Annotated in this window: 19 protein-coding genes; 9 read left to right on the top strand and 10 right to left on the bottom strand. The window is 67.3% G+C overall.

From position 1 onward, the window contains the following. The first annotated feature begins 528 nt into the window (after nucleotides 1–528). The 7 genes from Ae150APs1_RS29840 to Ae150APs1_RS29810 all read left to right on the top strand — a co-directional run bounded on the left by Ae150APs1_RS29840 (nucleotide 529) and on the right by Ae150APs1_RS29810 (nucleotide 8110). Nucleotides 529–888, top strand: a complete 360-nt coding sequence (locus Ae150APs1_RS29840) for a nuclear transport factor 2 family protein (protein ID WP_075303062.1) — start codon at nucleotides 529–531, stop codon at nucleotides 886–888. 983 nt (nucleotides 889–1871) lie between these two features. Next, complete coding sequence (locus Ae150APs1_RS29835; protein WP_075303060.1) at nucleotides 1872–2564, top strand: hypothetical protein; 693 nt, start codon at nucleotides 1872–1874, stop codon at nucleotides 2562–2564. Nucleotides 2565–2649: 85 nt separating this feature from the next. Further along, the gene (locus tag Ae150APs1_RS29830; RefSeq protein ID WP_075303058.1) at nucleotides 2650–3723 is read left to right on the top strand and encodes a glycoside hydrolase family 16 protein; all 1074 of its coding nucleotides are present in this window, start codon (nucleotides 2650–2652) and stop codon (nucleotides 3721–3723) included. Nucleotides 3724–3754: 31 nt separating this feature from the next. Continuing rightward, nucleotides 3755–5221 carry a transglycosylase family protein gene (locus Ae150APs1_RS34125; RefSeq protein WP_249266624.1) on the top strand — a complete coding sequence of 489 codons (1467 nt, stop codon included), beginning with the start codon at nucleotides 3755–3757 and terminating at the stop codon, nucleotides 5219–5221. A 50-nt stretch (nucleotides 5222–5271) separates the two neighbouring features. After that, the gene (locus Ae150APs1_RS29820; RefSeq protein WP_083680700.1) at nucleotides 5272–6552 is read left to right on the top strand and encodes a MinD/ParA family protein; all 1281 of its coding nucleotides are present in this window, start codon (nucleotides 5272–5274) and stop codon (nucleotides 6550–6552) included. A 158-nt stretch (nucleotides 6553–6710) separates the two neighbouring features. Then, nucleotides 6711–7460: a ParA family protein gene (locus Ae150APs1_RS29815; RefSeq protein ID WP_075329650.1), complete on the top strand. Its 750-nt coding sequence runs from the start codon at nucleotides 6711–6713 to the stop codon at nucleotides 7458–7460. A gap of 353 nt (nucleotides 7461–7813) precedes the next feature. Then, nucleotides 7814–8110, top strand: a complete 297-nt coding sequence (locus Ae150APs1_RS29810; protein ID WP_075303055.1) for a hypothetical protein — start codon at nucleotides 7814–7816, stop codon at nucleotides 8108–8110. Nucleotides 8111–8209: 99 nt separating this feature from the next. On the opposite strand, the gene Ae150APs1_RS29805 is transcribed toward Ae150APs1_RS29810, so the two are convergent. The 8 genes from Ae150APs1_RS29805 to Ae150APs1_RS29775 all read right to left on the bottom strand — a co-directional run bounded on the left by Ae150APs1_RS29805 (nucleotide 8210) and on the right by Ae150APs1_RS29775 (nucleotide 12555). After that, nucleotides 8210–8635: an Lsr2 family protein gene (locus Ae150APs1_RS29805; protein ID WP_075303054.1), complete on the bottom strand. Its 426-nt coding sequence runs from the start codon at nucleotides 8633–8635 to the stop codon at nucleotides 8210–8212. A 78-nt stretch (nucleotides 8636–8713) separates the two neighbouring features. Then, nucleotides 8714–9304, bottom strand: a complete 591-nt coding sequence (locus Ae150APs1_RS29800; protein WP_075303053.1) for a hypothetical protein — start codon at nucleotides 9302–9304, stop codon at nucleotides 8714–8716. A 47-nt stretch (nucleotides 9305–9351) separates the two neighbouring features. Continuing rightward, entirely contained in the window at nucleotides 9352–9744 is a 393-nt protein-coding gene (locus Ae150APs1_RS29795) for a hypothetical protein (RefSeq protein ID WP_139317306.1), read from the bottom strand. Between the two features lie 389 nt (nucleotides 9745–10133). Continuing rightward, entirely contained in the window at nucleotides 10134–10298 is a 165-nt protein-coding gene (locus tag Ae150APs1_RS32420; protein WP_170918219.1) for a hypothetical protein, read from the bottom strand. Next, nucleotides 10298–10831, bottom strand: a complete 534-nt coding sequence (locus Ae150APs1_RS33080) for a hypothetical protein (RefSeq protein ID WP_212567359.1) — start codon at nucleotides 10829–10831, stop codon at nucleotides 10298–10300. The genes Ae150APs1_RS32420 and Ae150APs1_RS33080 overlap by 1 nt, the downstream gene beginning before the upstream one ends. A gap of 265 nt (nucleotides 10832–11096) precedes the next feature. Continuing rightward, on the bottom strand, nucleotides 11097–11543 hold the full coding sequence (locus tag Ae150APs1_RS29785; RefSeq protein ID WP_139317307.1) for a hypothetical protein: 447 nt from the start codon (nucleotides 11541–11543) through the stop codon (nucleotides 11097–11099). Between the two features lie 215 nt (nucleotides 11544–11758). Then, nucleotides 11759–12025 (bottom strand): hypothetical protein, encoded by a 267-nt coding sequence (locus tag Ae150APs1_RS29780; protein WP_075303050.1) that lies wholly within the window; start codon nucleotides 12023–12025, stop codon nucleotides 11759–11761. A 341-nt stretch (nucleotides 12026–12366) separates the two neighbouring features. Next, nucleotides 12367–12555, bottom strand: coding sequence for a hypothetical protein (locus Ae150APs1_RS29775; protein ID WP_075303048.1), 189 nt, complete (start codon nucleotides 12553–12555; stop codon nucleotides 12367–12369). Between the two features lie 743 nt (nucleotides 12556–13298). Between Ae150APs1_RS29775 and Ae150APs1_RS29760 the strand changes: the two genes are divergently transcribed. Next, nucleotides 13299–13568, top strand: a complete 270-nt coding sequence (locus Ae150APs1_RS29760; protein ID WP_170918218.1) for a BrnT family toxin — start codon at nucleotides 13299–13301, stop codon at nucleotides 13566–13568. 47 nt (nucleotides 13569–13615) lie between these two features. Then, nucleotides 13616–14038, top strand: a complete 423-nt coding sequence (locus tag Ae150APs1_RS29755) for a hypothetical protein (protein WP_139317308.1) — start codon at nucleotides 13616–13618, stop codon at nucleotides 14036–14038. Nucleotides 14039–14129: 91 nt separating this feature from the next. Here the strand turns inward: Ae150APs1_RS29755 and Ae150APs1_RS29750 are convergent, their stop codons facing one another. Together Ae150APs1_RS29750 and Ae150APs1_RS29745 are read right to left on the bottom strand one after the other, a co-directional pair. Then, nucleotides 14130–14624, bottom strand: a complete 495-nt coding sequence (locus tag Ae150APs1_RS29750) for a hypothetical protein (protein WP_139317309.1) — start codon at nucleotides 14622–14624, stop codon at nucleotides 14130–14132. 418 nt (nucleotides 14625–15042) lie between these two features. Continuing rightward, a complete protein-coding gene (locus tag Ae150APs1_RS29745; RefSeq protein ID WP_075303036.1) occupies nucleotides 15043–15372 on the bottom strand; it encodes a hypothetical protein in 330 nt (109 codons plus the stop codon). Nucleotides 15373–16238 lie beyond the last annotated feature (866 nt).

The following is a 16238-nucleotide window of genomic DNA, read 5'->3' as shown; positions in this document are numbered from 1 at the left end:
GTGACCCGCCAACACGTGACCCAGCTCGTGCAACACGATGTGCTCTTGATGCAGCCGCGAGGTGTTGTCCGCGGCAAGGATGAAGTCCCGGGGTTCCGTTGGACTGGGGAAGCTGAACCCGAACAGACCGGGCCGCAAGGCCCGATAGTGGACGCTGAGGCGGCGCCCGCGCAGCTTGCCGACAGCAGCGCACAACTCGCCCAGCTCAAGAGGTGGCTCGACCCCAGTAGCCCGGACCACTCGTCGACAGAAACGTCGGACCTCCCGGTACGACGGCCACTGTTGCAACGGCGGTAGCTCCGGCTGGTCGCCAGCTAGCCCCAACATGACCCCGCCCACCTCCTGACCTGGCCCGTTCCGACGCCCGGTAAGCACCTGCTCGCTGCCTGTGATGAGCCCTGATTACACCCATCAGGCGCAGACAGATCAACAGTTCGGACCAACACCATCCGGCCGGGTACCGGCCACGGCTGCGCGACACTGCCACAATCCATATCCATGACCTCTAGCTCTCCAAGCCCATCCGCCGTGTTCGAGGCCCTCGCAGGAGCCCTGGCAGCCCGCGAATGGGACACAGCCGCCGAGTTGTACGCCGAAGACGTTCAGGTAACGAACCGATTCGATCCCGACGGGCCAGTGACGAAGACTGGTCGCGCGGCAGTTCGAGACTTCTTCGTTGGGCTCGGCAGCAAGCTTGACAGCCTCACCATCGAACGCCCCACCCTTTACCCTGGCAGTGACCCTGAGTACCTCACTGCCGAGTTCGATTTCGCAGCAATCGCCGGGGGCGGTGCAGCAAAGTTCACTCTGCCAGCAGTCTTTATTCTGCGAGTGCGGGACGGGCTCATTATTGAGTCTCGGGACTACATCGGACCGCGTCAGTCCTAGCTAGTCATCGGCGAACGCAAGTTCATTGGCGGCGGCCCCTCGGGCTACACGGGGGGCCGCCGCCCCTTCCCAGCCTCAGCGGTCAGCCCGACGGCGACCCCTGCGGTCGGGGCGAGTCCGACGACCGCCTCGCTGCCCTCTCCCCTCGCGCCGTCCTCCGTAAGCACCTCGACAGAGCTGCGCCATCGGTGCGGATGCCGCCGCTTTGCTGAGTCCCGCTCGGGTCCGCAGCACCGGCAGGGCTCCGCCCGCCCGCTCGCGGTGGGGCGATGCAGACCCCACTTCCACCAGGTCCCGTCCTGACGTACACGTAGCCCCCTTCACGTGCGCAACAAGCTTTTTGTCCCGAGGACCGTACTGCTGGGCGATTTGTCCCGTCACTCAGCGCCCCCTGGCGTCCACTCATAGCGACCAGCGATCCACCGCCGCGCGCAGGTCATCAGCACCGTTCAGCTCGGACGGCGACGCCATTCCGATCATGTCGTTCGCTGGCAGCGTCTCCCCCTGAATCTGTGCTAGCTAATTGACAGGTACCTAGGTTTGCTGCTATAACCCTGTCGCTGGTCGATCGCCGGATAACCGGGCTCGCCGTCGCCCTCCGGCCACCTCGTCTCAGCCCCTGCACGCGCAGCAACCGCCGAGGGGGATCTCCCGCCGATGCACACACCGCCGTCAACCACCGAGCACCTCAGCCAGGGCACCTGATGCCCGTACGTCGTAGTCGCCGCCGGACCTCCGAGGTCTCAACCCAACAGATCCACGACCACGCCCAGGCGCTCACCGAGGCGAACTCGATCTACCGCCCGTCCCGACGCCGGACGCAGGACGCGCTTCCTGCTCCATCACCTCGTGCTCCGTCCGCCGGAAGCACTGAACTCCAGCCCTGGACACCGCGTCGCCCTGATAACGGCATCAGCCAGCGAACCCCGGTCGACTCCGACCGGGCTCGGCCATCCCAGGTAGCTCCCGAGACCGCGGCCGAGATGACCGCGCCGATACCAACGGTCACCAGTACGGAGGCACACGAGCACCCGCGGGGAAGGAAGCAGTCGCGGCCCATCGAGACCGGCTACCGCGACCAGGCCGACCGTCAGAGCCAGACCTACGGCTCCTGGACACCGCGCCCTCGTCGTGTGATCGGAGGCGGTCGACACGCCAAGCCCGAGCCCGAGCCCGAGCCCGAGCGCCCCATCGAGGACGCCGAGGCCGCGGCTCTCGCGTGGGCGTTCGCGCTCGACCTCGAAAGCTGGGACGAGGAGCACCCGCAGCGACGCGCGGCAGTGCTGGCCCGATACCTGCCGGGCGTGCAGACCGATCAACTCGGCTGGGATGGCACCGGTCGCCAACGTGCCGAGACGGCTACCGCCTGGCCGATCCCGCGAACAGACGCGACGCGCGTGACGGTCGACGTGCGGGTACGCGTCACCCCGTACGTCCGTGTCGACCAGATCGTCTGGCCTCTTCACGCTCCGCCGGATCACGATCCGGTCGGCGAAGCTGTCCCGGCGGCTGCACCGAGCCCGGCAGCACCAGGTTGGGCCGCGTGCGATTCGGAGTGGAAACGCCTCCGGATCCCCCTCACCCGCAACCGGCTGGGCGGGCTGGTCATCGACCTCACCGGGCCCAGCGTCAGCAGTAACGGGCGCAACTCCCATACCCATCGAGGGGCCTGCTAGCGCCGTTCCCCTTTACCGACCGACCGCCTACGGAGGTCCGAGCCCCGATGTCCCCACTGCCTGCCACCGCCGACACGGAGCATTCATGGCACTGAACCGGCTATCGCTTGCCGCGACGACTGCACTGTCCATCGCGGCATCGCTCCCCGGAGCAGTTGCCCCAGCTGCCACCGCTCCCGAATCGTGCTCGTGGCGCATCGCTGCCCGGGTTCTCTATCAAGAAGTCAGCGTCGAGACGGGCGCTCGCGCCGAGAGCCTGAAAGAACAGCTCGAAAACTCCGGAGTCGACAGCTCGGACTTCGTCCCCGCGGACTGCAACGCCTCGTCCACTGACGAATCTTCGGCCGTCGACAGCAACGACACTGGCGGTTCTAGCTCGCCACAGACAGGAGAACAGGGGACCACAGCGGGCGAGACCTTTCAGTGGGGCGAGCCGGACCAGATCGACGATTTCGACGGCGACCTGTCCGGCTGGAACCTCTACGACGGACCGGGGCACGGCGGCAACGGCACGCGCTCACCGGATGCCGCATCGGTCGCGGACGGGATCCTGACCATCGATGGCACCGGCGACGGCACCACTGCCGGGATGGCCTGGTCCGAGCACAGCCAGCAGTACGGCCGATGGGAAGTCCGGATGCGCGCCCCGAAGGGCTCGCCGTCATACAACGCGCTCGCCCTGCTCTGGCCCACCGCTGAGAACTTCCCCGTAGGCGGCGAAGTCGACTTCGTCGAGATCATGGACCCAGACCGCAAGAAGGTTGAGCTTTTCCTTCATTACGGCGAGGACAACTCGCAGGTTCACGGCGAAGTTGAGGTTGACGCTACCGAGTGGCACAACTACGCCGTCGAATGGACCCCCGACTCCATTACCGCATTCGTCGACGGTGAGGAGTGGTGGAAGACGACCGATATGGGGATCCTTCCGCCCGGGCCGATGCATCTGACTCTGCAACTCGACTGGTTTCCCAAGGGTGACAGTGAAACCGGTCAGGTTCAATACGACTGGGTGAAGCAGTGGTCTCTTGGTGAAAACGAAGAGGCGTCCACGCAATCCAGTGGCAGCGAGGGATCAACCGACTCCGACTCATCTACTACTGCCACCGATGAAGAAAACAACTGGAACGGCCAAGGCGGTTCCGAATCCGGCGGCGAGTAGCCGATTCTGTCGAGACTGAAAGAGGTACCGGATGCCAGCCCTGAGCACCGTTGCGGCCGCTGCGCTCGCGGCGACCCTGACCATCGGTCCCGCCGTCGCGCCGCCACCGAGCGGTGGCGGCAGCAGCGACGACGGCTCGTCGTTGACGTGCACCCAGACCAACACCAGCCCAGCCGCCGTCGGCAGTGACCAGCTCACCGCCGGACAGCTCGATCAGGCCACCGAGATCATCCGTGAGGCACGCGAGCTACTGACGCTCGTCAGCACGACAGGAGACGACCCCCGGGCCGCCGCGGTAGCGACGACACTGCGAACCGCTGGCTTCACGCCCGCGGTCGATACGGGATGGCGACAGCTCGCGGTCGACACCTCCGACGCTCTGCTCAACACCGAGGACCCCGAGATGCAGAGGGTCGCCCGGATCCTGGCCCGGAACGGGCACGGGCCGACCGCGGCCGACGTACAGAGGCCGGCGCCCGTGCCACCAGTCGGGGGCGCCCCGGCTCAGCCGGGCCCACCCGCCGAACCCGGCAGCCCCTTCCGCGCGCAGCCGAATCCCGGAGCCGGGCCGCAGATGATGACGGCCGAGTCTCCTGGGCAGACGTCTGCGCCCAGCGCTCTTGCCACTGCACTCGGCAATGGTGCAGGCGGGCGGGCGATGCTCCCCGCCGCCGACTCATCCGATAGCTGCACGACCTCTCCGGAGGACGCTGCTGCGCAGCTCCAGAAACTCAGCGAAGCGCTCGAACTACTCGGCGGGCAAGACGCTGCCGCTCAGGGTCTGCTCGACCAACTCGCTGATCTAAGCGACGACGGGCGCCCGCGGGGTGAGGGAGCGCAGCCGTCCGGCACCGACACCGGAGCCAGCGAGCCCGAGACCAGCACCGGAGCCAGCGGTGGATGGCAAGAGAAGGAACAAGACCTGCTCGATAAGCTGACCGCTGCCGGGGACGACCCCGAGGCTCAGGACCTCGCTGCCGACCTTCTCAGCGGTGCTGACAGCGACTCCGGCAGCGAGCCCGGCAGCGACTCCGGCAGCGACTCCGGCAGCGACTCCGGCAGCGACTCCGGCAGCGACTCCGGCAGCGACTCCGGCAGCGACTCCGGCAGCGACTCCGGCAGCGACTCCGGCAGCGACTCCGGCAGCGAGCCCGGCAGCGACTCCGGCAGCGACTCCGGCGGAGATCAGGCGGCGCCCGCCGCCGCTAAGCCTGCCGAGTCCCCGGCGCCAGCCGAACCGGCGAACGCAGGCACTTGGGACAAGCTCGCCGAATGCGAGTCCAGTGGCGATTGGTCCATCAATACCGGAAATGGCTACCACGGCGGCTTGCAGTTCGATAAGTCCACCTGGGCTGCCTATGGTGGCGAGCAGCATGCACCTACAGCCGATCAGGCCACGCGTGAGCAGCAAATCGAAATCGCCGAAAAGGTGCGTGCCGACAGAGGCGGTTACGGCGCCTGGCCTTCGTGTTCCGGCCAACTCGGACTACCGAAGTAAGTAAATCGACCCTGTCCAGGTAAGTGTTCCATCAAGGGGGCTGTAAACAGATGGGCGGTAACAACATGTTCCAGCAAGGTTGGGACGAGGAAGGCGCGCCGCCAGCGCCGCGGGTAGAGCCACGGCCTCGGCCACAGGAGCCGATCGTTGCGCTCAATGGGAAGGACGGAATTGGGAAAGCGGCGGTCGGACTGAAGTGGCCGCCGGAGAACAATACGGAAGATGACGGCCAGTCTCCGAAGGAAGAGCCGACGGCCACGACCTCCACTGCCTCTGCTGACGCCGAGAGTGCAGCCAAGGCGAACCCCGAGTCTGCGGCGACTCCGGCTGCCCATCGCGACGACCCGCACCCCGTCGCCGAGATCCCTGCCGAGCTCAAGACCCAGGGACCTCGCTACCTCAGCTCTCAGACGCTGAACCACGACTCTCTGACCAAGCACCGCGCCGACATTCCGCAGTACGGGTGGCGACGCGCCGTCTACCGGATGACGGGCGGGCTACTCAACCCAGGCATCGGCGAAGTCGAGAAAGCGCGCCAGCAGCTTCGCGAGCGTGTCCGGCGACGGCTGCACGCACCTCACCGTGTAGCCGTTCTGAGCGTCAAGGGCGGCATCGGCAAGACCACTCTGACAGCGTGCATCGGATTCGCAATGGCAGATATTCGCGGCGACCAGGTGAGCGTCATCGACGCAAATCCCGACGCCGGGACTCTCGCGGATCGTCTCACCGGTGATTCGAGCGTCAATATTCGTCACCTGCTACGGGACTTGGACAAGCTCGATGCACTTACTGACGTCACCAGCTATATGACTCTGGCCGGCCGTCTGAAAGTCCTCGCATCTGATCAGGACCCCGCGACCAGCGAGGCACTCACCGCCAAGGAGTACGAACGAGCCGCCCGGCTGCTGTCCAAGTACTTCAACCTGGTATTCACCGACTGCGGCACTGGGATCTCTCACGACACCATGACACCGACGTTGGAAATGGCGCACTCGGTCGTCGTCATCGGCAGCCCTACCGTCGACGGTTCGAGCCGGGCCGGGCACACGCTCGACTGGCTCGAAAGCCACGGTTACACAGAGCAGGCCAGGAACGCGATCGTGGTGCTGAACTGCAAGGACTCATCAGACGAGGTCGACGAGGATCGGATCGCCGAGCACTTCCGGACCCGGGTCCGGGCGGTGGTGAGCCTCCCGCATGACCCGCACCTGGCCTCGGGTGGGCGGATCGACTTCCGGCGACTGCGGCTGAGCACCAAAGACGTCCTGACCGAGATCGGCGCATTTATCGCCGACGGGTTCCCCGAGCCGTACAGCGAGCGGACCCGCTAACCGGCCAGGATCGGGGCGGGCGGCGGCGCCCGATCCGATCCTCCCCGAGGGCCAGTCCCGAGACCTTGGCGGGAATCCGGGACCGGCCCTCACCCATGCCGCGACCGCTCTCACGTGCCCGTGTTTTCACACTAAGACACTGGCGCTACGATGCGCGCATGACGCGATCCGACACCGATGCCACGCAACGCCCCAGAGTGCTCGGCGTGGGTTCTCCGAAGGGCGGAGTCGGCAAGACACAGAGCGCCGTGACTCTCGCTGTTCTGGCAGCGAACGAGGACTACAAGGTTCTGCTGATCGACGCCGACGAGAACCGCAGCGCCTACAACTGGTCCGTCCGGGCCGGGGACCACATGCCGTTCGACGTCGACGCGGTCGGCGACGCTGCGCACGCCCTGTCGCGCCTCCGCGAGATCGACGAGTATGACGTGATCATCGTCGACCTTCCGGGCGCCCGGACCTCCGATGCGTGGAACGCCCTCCTGCATGGCTCGGACGGGTCGCCGGTCGTAGATGCTCTGCTCGTACCGAGCGCAGTCCGCGTTATGGATCTGCGCCCGGTCGTCGAGGTCATCAACTCTGTGATCATCCCGGCGGAGATCCCGTACCTGCTGGTCGGCACCTTTGTGAGGACCGAGGCGCTGCATCTGGCCTTGAACGACCTGACCGAGATCGCCACGAGCGGGATCGCAGTAGCCCGCAGCATCATCCGTGACCTCGTCGTGCACGCCCAGGCCGTCGCCGCCGACCGTCCGGTGAGCGCGATGCCGGGGGGCCGTCGGTCCACCGCCCGCGCCGCGGAGCGGGAGTACCGCCTACTCGCTCACGAGCTGTTCAAGGGGCTACTCGGGATGAAGTGGCCCGACATCTCCGAGCCCGCCGCAAGCCTGAAAGGCGCGACCGCATGATGGCAAAACGCCGCTCCATCATCGAAAGCCTCACCGACGTCGACCAGCAGCCGCAGGAAGCCAGCTCGCAGCCTGAACAGGCCGCCACGACAGTCGAGACCCAGACGCCCGCGGCCGACGGTGCCAAGGCCCCTGCCAAGCCGCCCACACGACGCCGCAGCTCCACCAAGACTGCCCGCGGGGAGGCGAGCAGCGGGAAGGCCAGCCCTCGCCGGAGAGCCCCCAGCAAGGCCCGGGAAGAGACGCCCCCTGCCCGGCCAGCAACCGCCCCCCAGCCCAGCCGACCCCGGGGCGGAGGGACCGGCCGCACGACCTCGGCGCGCTCTAGCGAGCGGGCCGCCCGGGATCAGCGCATGGCGGAACTGATCCCGTACCCGGAGGGTGAGGAGGCCGAGCGGATCAAGCGCGATCCCGCTACCGCGGTCCGTGTACCGACCACGGAGGCAGCCAAGCGGACCGGCTTCTACCTGCACGAGGAAGACCATCGCGATCTCACGTTCGCGAAGACGATCGACGGAGCAGACGCCAACACTCGGGTTCGGGCGATGATCGCCTACTGGCGGACCAACAAGCAGTTCCGCGAGGCCGTGAACCGAGTCGCCAGCGGGATGCCGCGTGGACCACGCAAGAACCAGACCGGCCAGTCCTGAGTACCGACCACCCCGGACCGCTGCAAAGAACGGGCCCTCGTCTGCGCCGCATCCTCACGGAACGGCGTAGACGAGGGCCCGTCTTTCGCTGCCTCGGCCCTACCCGCTGAACTGCACGACTCCCGTCGGCCGTGCCTCCGTCGACTGAGCCTCGGTCGACTGCGCTCCGCCGGAACCCGTGCGCTCGGCGTAGGCGGTCAGCACCTCCGCCGGGATCCTGCCGCGCTCGGAGACCGTGAATCCGTTCTGTCGCGCCCACTCCCGAACCTGTCGGTTCTGCTCGCGCGACTCTGCCGCCGAGACCGCCGATGCCGCGCGACTGGAACGTCGCCCAGCTCCTCGCTCCCCGGCCGCGGCCCGGCGAGCTGCCGCGACGTAGGTAGCAAGCGCATCCCGGAACGCCCGTGCGTTCCCGGCCGTCAGGTCGATTTCGTAGCTCCGACCGTCGAATCCGAATTCGACCGTCTCGGCTGCCTCCTCGCCAGTCAGGTCGTCGACGAGCCGCACAGTTTCGATCCTGCCCACGTGCCGATTCCTCTCCCTCGTATCCCGAACAGGCCCAGACTATCTATTCTGGCGGCAGCTCGAGAATTAGCCCGACTGTTAGGTGTTCTGTTGCTCTGTCACTCTCCGAAGAATGACCGTCGCGGTGTTCGGAGCGACGCCGAGCGCCCGCGCCAGCTCACGCACCCCCATCGAACGGCCCTCCTCGGTGGCCCGTGCGATCAGCTCAGCCGCCTGCTCGTCGACCTGCTCGACCGTCAGCCCGTTGCCGAGCGGCCGGCCACCACCCGCCCCGCTCCCCGGCCGTGCCGGCAACCACTCCTGCACGCTGTCTCGCCGCCAGTGCGGCTGCCCGTAGACCTCGCGGTCTATCGCAGGTAGCGCACCGGGGGTTCCGGCGTACCGCACCCAGCTCGCGGGTTTGATGCCTGCGAGCGAGGCTGCCTCGGACGCGTCGAGCAAGTCAGCCGGGTCGTCCACGGTCGGCAGCGGCGGGACGGGGTCCCCTGCGATGTGGGCACGCACCTGCCCCAGGTCCCACAGCGGTCCCTTGCGCCCGCCCGGCTGATTGATCGGCAGCGGATGACCCGGGTCGGCCCACGGCTTCCGCCGGGCAGCCTGCGAGGCAGTGAGGCCGTGTAGAGCCGTGACCTCCGCTCGGTCAATCGCCTCTCTGCCTGCCCTGATCATGAGTGACCTCCTAGTCCTTGATCCTTTTCATCCGATCACACGCTTGCCTACGGAAAGTTCGGCCCGGGGCGCGACCACCCCCGCCCCATCTCGATCAATCCGTCCTCACCCGCGAAGATCACCCGGCAGTACTGGCAGGGACCGCCCGGCACCATGTCGGCGGTACAGGTCGGGCACTCGACCAGGTCTGGCAGGTCCGAACCGGTGTCGTGGTCGTCGTACTCGTTCAGAGGCTTCCGAGCCCGGCGGTGGGCGACGCGGGAGCGCATCGTCTCGGTCGGCAGGGTCATCCCGTTGGTCATCGGGCTCCCCAGGTGCGGATCGGTGATTCGAGTGCACAACCGGGCGCCGTCGGGCATCTCGATAGCCTCGAACGCTGCACGGGCGGCGGCCGTGGCGGCCTGGTAGTCCGGGGCCTCGACGAGGACGCTCACGGCCATGTAGGCAGTCCACGTGCTAGTAAGCGGCTCGGTGGGCTCGGTCGGCTCTGTGGACATCAGCGAGTCCCTTCCCATGCTCTATCGCTTCGGCTTGCCGGTCGTTGGGTCGATTCCGTGTTTCTCGCACCACTGCTCATAGGTGGTGGGTTTTCCCTCCTCGTCGACCGGACCTCGATATCCGCCGTCTCGGAACGCCTTCAACTTGGCGAAACTCGCATCGGCTTTGGGCGTGCGCATCACACACGACCTCCTGTCTGTAATCGTATCTGGCTACCTAATGATTGCTCTCGGAACTGCTCGTGCGGTTCCTCGCACGGCCTCAGCGGTCCAGTCGTATGCGGGGCCACCGTGGTCCGTAGTACCGCCGAACAGCTCGGAGAGGATGCCCATCAGGGGTCCCCGTCCGTGCCCCGGCCGTCCCGCAGCTCATCCCGCATCTGCCGGATGCCGCCGCGGATCGCGTCAGCGATATCCCGGCCCATCGCCTTCAGGGTCTCGACGTCCTGGTCGAGCTGGCCGACCTCGTCGGACCAGTGAGGATCGCGCTTCGCCATCACTCGACCCCGGCCGTGTCCCGGACCGGGCGGGCAGCGGCGATCAGCGGCCAGAACCGGTCCACCTGCTCACGGTCGGACGCCTTCTCTCGCTCGGTCAGGTCGGCGTACGGGGTGTCGATCTGCCGTAGCCACTGCTGCACGTCCGCCTCACGCAGGCCGCGCCCGGTCGGTTCGCTCGTGATCGGGAACGTCTTCGACCCCAGCAGGTAACGCATCCAGTGCGCCCAGATGTCGTGCTGAATCGCGGCGACGCGCTCGTAGAGGTCGTCCGGTGCGGTGGTGTCGTCGCGGCTACCAAGGGCGATGTACTCCGCGCGAGACTCCGCCGCTTCGACCTCCACTATCGCGGCCAGGTACTCGGGGTCGCGACGCATCCGGCGGACGGCGCGCCACGCGCCCACCGAGGACGCCACCGTGTCGACCGCTTCGTTACCCACGGCTCCGGTCGCGATCCACGCCGCCACCGCCAACGCGAAGTCAGCCGCGGGATCCACCACGACCGCCGCGATCACCGCGAGCACGATGAACAAGACAACTCCTGCCCCGCCTTTCCAGGTCTCGTGCAGTGCCTCTCGACGGCACTGCTCTAGAACTCGCTGCTGTTGCGCTGCTGTCTGCATCTTCCGATCTCCCTGTCGCTCCACTGGTGATGTGCGCTGCCCGGGTGCTCTTCTGGCCGGGTCCCCTCTGGCCTTGGGGTGGAACGGTCGAACCCGCGGGGAAGGGACTCGGGCACCGCGGGCCCGACCAGCTCTGTCGGCGTTTGCTCGGCTGTCACTGCGTGTCCCACCCGATTCAGTACCGGGCGGCACCCGTCGTAGCGATTCGGATAGTCAGCTCGTCGAGGCGCCGGGCGTGCCGTTCCAGCAGCGCCGCGGCCTTCCGCTCGGCCTGGCCCCACGACATGGGACGGCGCCATGACCGGCGCATGCGCCGGAACGCGGCCCGGTCCGCGCTGCACCCGGTCGACCACCACGACCCGCAGCGCCCTCGCAGGTAGAGCTTCGAGCAGCGTTTCTGCGTGACAGCCCCGGCGGCACAGCCGACCAGGTAGGCGTCGATGTTGTGCTCATCGACCACACCACGGGCACCGGACGGGCAATCGCCACGACCGACCCCACCGAACAGGCCTTTCGTGACCGTTGCCGGGCCGGCCGCGAAGCCACCGGCCCGCCATGCGACCAGGTGCCCGATCTCGTGCGCGCTAACAGCGATCCACTCGTAGTCGATCCCGTCGGCCACAACGGCGGCCACGGCATGCCGGGGCGACGTCATCGGGCGCGGCGGGTCGGCGGAAGCGGCTCGGCGTAGGTGGCGCGGTTGTCGCACCGTTCGCGCTGGTCGGTGCGGGTGTACCTGCCGCAGTTGACGTAGAACATGGCGGTCCTTTCGTGAGTAGCGAGGAAGACCCCGGCCCGCGGGGAAGAGGAATCCGCCCCCGCGAGGCCGGGCCCGGGTCAGGTGGTCTCGGTCAGGTCCATCGCCTCGAACGAGCAGTCGGGGCCCATTCCCATCTCGTCCGGGCAGTGCCGTCCGCCGCAGTCGCGGGCGTGCTGAGCAAGTCCGATCTCGTAGGTCTCGGCGTCGGCAGGGATGCCGCGCTGCGCGGCGAGGCGGGCCACCTCGCCGCGAAGCTCGGGAAGGCGGGCCAGGCCCGCGGCACGGGTGGGCACCCGCCAGCCGCTGACCGCTCCGCTGTCGTCCAGGATCATCATCTCCATCATGTCTGTAACACTATCTGTTTACAATCGCACCGTCAACGGGTTTCCGTGTTTTTCTACTAACCCCCTCCTGTCAGCGCAGGTCCGACGCCCCCATCACCGCCAGGTCATCCCAGCCCCTGACGGATCATGAACGTCCGATGGCAGGCAGCCCGATTGCACACATCCCCGAACCCCGATCGGACCCGACGACCGCATGCCCGGCAGTACACCCGCCCGTCGGGGTGCTCGGTGTTCACGCCGCGACGACTATGCCGGGCGCCGGTCACCTCGCGGGCGACCGCTCGGCCCGCCCGGGCGCCGCCCCTGGCCGTGCTGCTGAAAAATCCCATGCTGATCACTCCTTATGCGTCTCGGACGTCCCGGTAGGCGTTCAGGACGTCGCCCCAGTACATGACGTGCCCGGTGTCCTCCGGCCGCCACATGTGCAAGTTCCCGGACTCGTTGTCCCTGTTGATCCGGACGCGCCTCCCGGTGGCCTTGCTGACCCCGGTGACGGTGTGGGTGCTTGCGACCGGCTCGTACTGGCCCATGTCAGATCTCCCCTTCTTTCTGCTCGCGGTCTGCGTTGCTTCACCGATCCTCAGAACCCGACTCGCGCCGCCGTCTTGGGGTCGAGACACCACGCGGGCGCCGCCGCCGGGGCTTCGATCACCACCGGGCGACCCTTCCTGTCAGTCAGGTCCAGTCGGATCACCTGACGACCCGAGGCGTCCTCTCGCTTCGTCGCCGTCGCCACCCGCGCCCAGCCCTCCAACCCGGAGCTACTGAGGGAGTACACCCAGAACCCGGGAGCCACCGCGCGAAGCGGTCGCTCGCGTCCAGCTCGGTTCGCCCGCTGGACGAGGGCTCGCTCATCGCTCATCCCTGCCCCTCCTCTCATCAGTCATGCGCGCCTCGCACAGCTCCGCCGCGAGACGCAGGCACGTCGCCGTCTCGTCGGCCCGGTCCCCCGCCAAGGCCCGCAAGGTCTCGGGTGTCTCGCCCTGGCCCGGGGCTCGCGCCGCCATCCGGACTGCTCGGCTGGTGAGCCGACCGCCGAACTCCCGGAGGATGCGGCGGCGCACTGAGCGGGTCTCGCTTCCCTCTGCCATGTCTGTAACTGTATCGGCTTTTACTAGCAGTGTCTAGAAGCTACTCCTTTTTTCCTAGCAACTCGGACTGACGTCGTCGGTTGGCCGTCGCCCCTGGTCAACGCGCTTGTGCCGCTCCGCGCGGCACCCCGCAGTCGCGACGTACGTACCACGACGTATTATGTCGGAGTACGATGAGGGACGTGTGGCGAGAGATCCAGTGGACCGAGGAGAGCGAGGCGCACATTGCTCGCCACTCCGTGGCCCCCGGCGAGGTGGAACAGCTGGTCAACACCCGGCCCCGCTACGTCGTCGACGGCCGCGAGAGCACCACCCTGATCTACGGCACCACCGACGACGGCCGCCACCTCCTGGTCGTCACAGCCGCCTCCGAGGACGGCCGGCACTACGTGGTGACCGCCCGCGACATGGACGACGCCGAGAGACGTGCGTTCGTCCGCAAGGCTCGATGACCACCACTCACCCGGCGATCCCCGCCCGAACCGGAGGGCACCACACCATGAACCAGAACCAGACTCAGCGGTTGCGCGACCACTACGACAGCCACTCCACCGCCGACCAGATGGAAGGCGGGCACTGGGAGGCCGACACCTACCCCAACCCGATGGTCGGAACGTCGCTACGCCTGCCTAAAGACCTGCTGGACTGGATCCGAGCTCGCGCTCAGACCGAGGGAGTCACGCCGGCCCTGCTCATGCGACGTTGGATCGAGCAGCGCCGTGCTGCAGAGCAGGATGCCGCCGATCGCGTGGAGCAGCGGATCCAAACACTCGAGGAAGCCGTACTCGCCGTCGGTGCAGCCGTCCAGACCCCGAGCGACACCCTCCGCGATGCCCTGCGGCGACTCTCCACCTCATCGGTTCCGGCCCAGCAGGACGCACGCCAGCAAGACGCCCGCTCTGACACGCCCGCCGCACGCTGACTCAGCGGGCGACACTCAGCATGCACAGACTGCGCCGCTCTGATTCACACGAGCGGCGGCGGCGACCGCCTGTCACCGCCGCCGCTCCGGCTCACTCTCGCCGTCCACGGTGGGTCACGATCAGATACTCCGCGTCGGCCCAGGACCGACACTCGGCCAGGGCCGCCGCCACGTCCGCGCGGTCGTGGAGGCCAGCGCTGAGCCCGTCCAGCACCGCCCCCGTGCGCTGCCAACGCTCGCGCAGCTCCCCCGCGTTGTCGCCTCCCGCGTCGGCGAGGGCCTGCTCTAGAACGTCGACGATGGTGCGCTCCCCGATCAGCATCCGCGCATACTCGCGCAGCGCCGACCACGACATATCGAAATGCTCGTCCCCGCGGTCATCGCCAGTCGCGTGCCCGTAGAGCACCGCCGCGGCGTCGTCGACCTGACCGCACCGAGCGAACGCCGTCGCGAGCATGTCCGTCTCGGGGCAGGTCAACGCCCGACCCGCGCTCTCGGCCGTGTAGCCGTTCCCGAACATGCTCGCCAGGTTCACCACGTCGTCCAGCAGGATCGTCAGCTGCTCGCTCGTCTGCGCCTCACCCATGCTGCCTCCCATCGGCTTGCTCGTTCTGTCTGTAACTCTATCTGTTTACGAAAGCAGTGTCTAGACGATGCTCCGCTTTTCCTGCATGGGGGCCGTCCGGCGTGACAGCTCGGCCCAGCCGAGACGTCGCCCTATACCACCGTCAGACCGCCGCTGACGTGCGTGTCCTTGACCGTGCACGCCGCGCAGCAGCGCCCGATTCCGTCAGCCCTCCCGGCGTCGCAGACCGACGCCTCCGTCCCGCAGCGGACGCAGGGGTTCGGGTCCGGCGGATCGGCGACCCAGGACGGACACCCCGGCTCGCACGGGACTCCCGCCGGGGCGCCACACAGATCATCCGCCCCGGCGCAGACTCCCGATTCAGAGTCGCTCTCGCTCGACTGACCCCCCGCCGCCGAGTCCTCACCCGCCAGCGCGCTCACGCTCCACGCTCCATTCGGTAGCCGTAGCTCGCTTGCCGGTCGACAAGCAGCAGCTCGGACGGCAGGACCTTTCGGCTACGCAGGCAGCGCAACCCTTCGGCCTGGATCTCGGTGGTCGACCGCCGACGGTCCGCGTCGGTCACCCCGAACGGCTTGCTCGGGCGGACAGCGACGCAGACGGCGTGGCCCTCGCCGTCTCGGCGCTCGTCAGGAATGACCCACGCCGTGTACTTCCTCGGCCCCGCCGACCAGACCGTGCCCGACCGCGACCGACCGCCGTCGTCCCAGGTGATCCGCTGGCCAAGCTGCTCGTGCACGTACCCCATGTCGACCCCCTCGCCGTCGTTCTGTCTAGAACCTTATCGTGTTCCCGGCGCAGTGTCTAGAACCTAATCTGCTCGCGTTTAGCTCTACTGGACGCTGTGACCGCTCAGCAGCGTCGGTCACAGCCAGATCGGCCCATCGGTCACAGCAACACCGAGCAAAGCCGGAGGTCAGAGGACTGCCACCCCCGCTGTGACCGCTGTGACCGCTGTGACCGCCTGGCTCGACACGCCTGCCCCGTGAGCGGCACTCGTCAGAGGCCGCGTCTTCATTGCATCTACTGTGGACGATTGCGAAGTCGGAGAACAAACCCGCGGGGAAGGGGTCGGACTCTCGGGTCGGCGACACCTGATTGTTTTAGTAGTTTAACCCTGCTATGGCTCTGTGACCTGCAGGTATGAGACAATACGACCTATGTACGCACCGCGAGATCTGGTCCGGTTCCGTCGCGCAGACGCTCCCGATCCCGTCATTGGCATCGTCCTCGGGCGAGTCGGGGCCGTCATTGAGATCCGCACCGCCGACGGGCGAGTCCACCATCGACTGACCGAGACCGTTCAGCCCTGCCGTCGTCAGCCGGGCCGCGCGCTCACCCTCGCCGCGTGAGCGGAAGGCGAGCCGGGAAGCCGTCGAACCGACGAGCAACGCTCCACTAGACAGTGCTAAGTAGTCTAAATGTTTTAGTGTTAAATAGTTTAGGCACTAGTTAACCGGCAGGATTTTAGCACTAAAACAGGAAAACGTGTTAGCAATACTGTTTTAGTGCTAAAACAGTAATATAAGTCAACTACCTGTATAAGCGCGCTTTAGCGCGCGTCTCAGCCTGCCATCCGCGCGGCGCGCAGCGCCGCGATCACCCGGTGGCCGG

It is taken from the genome of Pseudonocardia sp. Ae150A_Ps1, assembly GCF_001932315.1.
GTDB lineage: Bacteria > Actinomycetota > Actinomycetes > Mycobacteriales > Pseudonocardiaceae > Pseudonocardia.
This window is presented reverse-complemented; position numbering and strand designations above follow the sequence as displayed.

Coding starts and splice junctions, on each gene's coding strand:
- Ae150APs1_RS29810 (WP_075303055.1), top strand. CDS start 7,814: ATGGCGGAACTGATCCCGTACCCGGAGGGTGAGGAGGCCGAGCGGATC.
- Ae150APs1_RS29775 (WP_075303048.1), bottom strand. CDS start 12,555: ATGGGCCAGTACGAGCCGGTCGCAAGCACCCACACCGTCACCGGGGTC.
- Ae150APs1_RS29745 (WP_075303036.1), bottom strand. CDS start 15,372: ATGGGGTACGTGCACGAGCAGCTTGGCCAGCGGATCACCTGGGACGAC.
- Ae150APs1_RS29795 (WP_139317306.1), bottom strand. CDS start 9,744: ATGGCCGTGAGCGTCCTCGTCGAGGCCCCGGACTACCAGGCCGCCACG.
- Ae150APs1_RS29750 (WP_139317309.1), bottom strand. CDS start 14,624: ATGGGTGAGGCGCAGACGAGCGAGCAGCTGACGATCCTGCTGGACGAC.
- Ae150APs1_RS29755 (WP_139317308.1), top strand. CDS start 13,616: ATGAACCAGAACCAGACTCAGCGGTTGCGCGACCACTACGACAGCCAC.
- Ae150APs1_RS32420 (WP_170918219.1), bottom strand. CDS start 10,298: ATGGCGAAGCGCGATCCTCACTGGTCCGACGAGGTCGGCCAGCTCGAC.
- Ae150APs1_RS29780 (WP_075303050.1), bottom strand. CDS start 12,025: ATGATGGAGATGATGATCCTGGACGACAGCGGAGCGGTCAGCGGCTGG.
- Ae150APs1_RS29835 (WP_075303060.1), top strand. CDS start 1,872: ATGACCGCGCCGATACCAACGGTCACCAGTACGGAGGCACACGAGCAC.
- Ae150APs1_RS29830 (WP_075303058.1), top strand. CDS start 2,650: ATGGCACTGAACCGGCTATCGCTTGCCGCGACGACTGCACTGTCCATC.
- Ae150APs1_RS29800 (WP_075303053.1), bottom strand. CDS start 9,304: ATGATCAGGGCAGGCAGAGAGGCGATTGACCGAGCGGAGGTCACGGCT.
- Ae150APs1_RS29820 (WP_083680700.1), top strand. CDS start 5,272: ATGGGCGGTAACAACATGTTCCAGCAAGGTTGGGACGAGGAAGGCGCG.
- Ae150APs1_RS34125 (WP_249266624.1), top strand. CDS start 3,755: ATGCCAGCCCTGAGCACCGTTGCGGCCGCTGCGCTCGCGGCGACCCTG.
- Ae150APs1_RS29815 (WP_075329650.1), top strand. CDS start 6,711: ATGACGCGATCCGACACCGATGCCACGCAACGCCCCAGAGTGCTCGGC.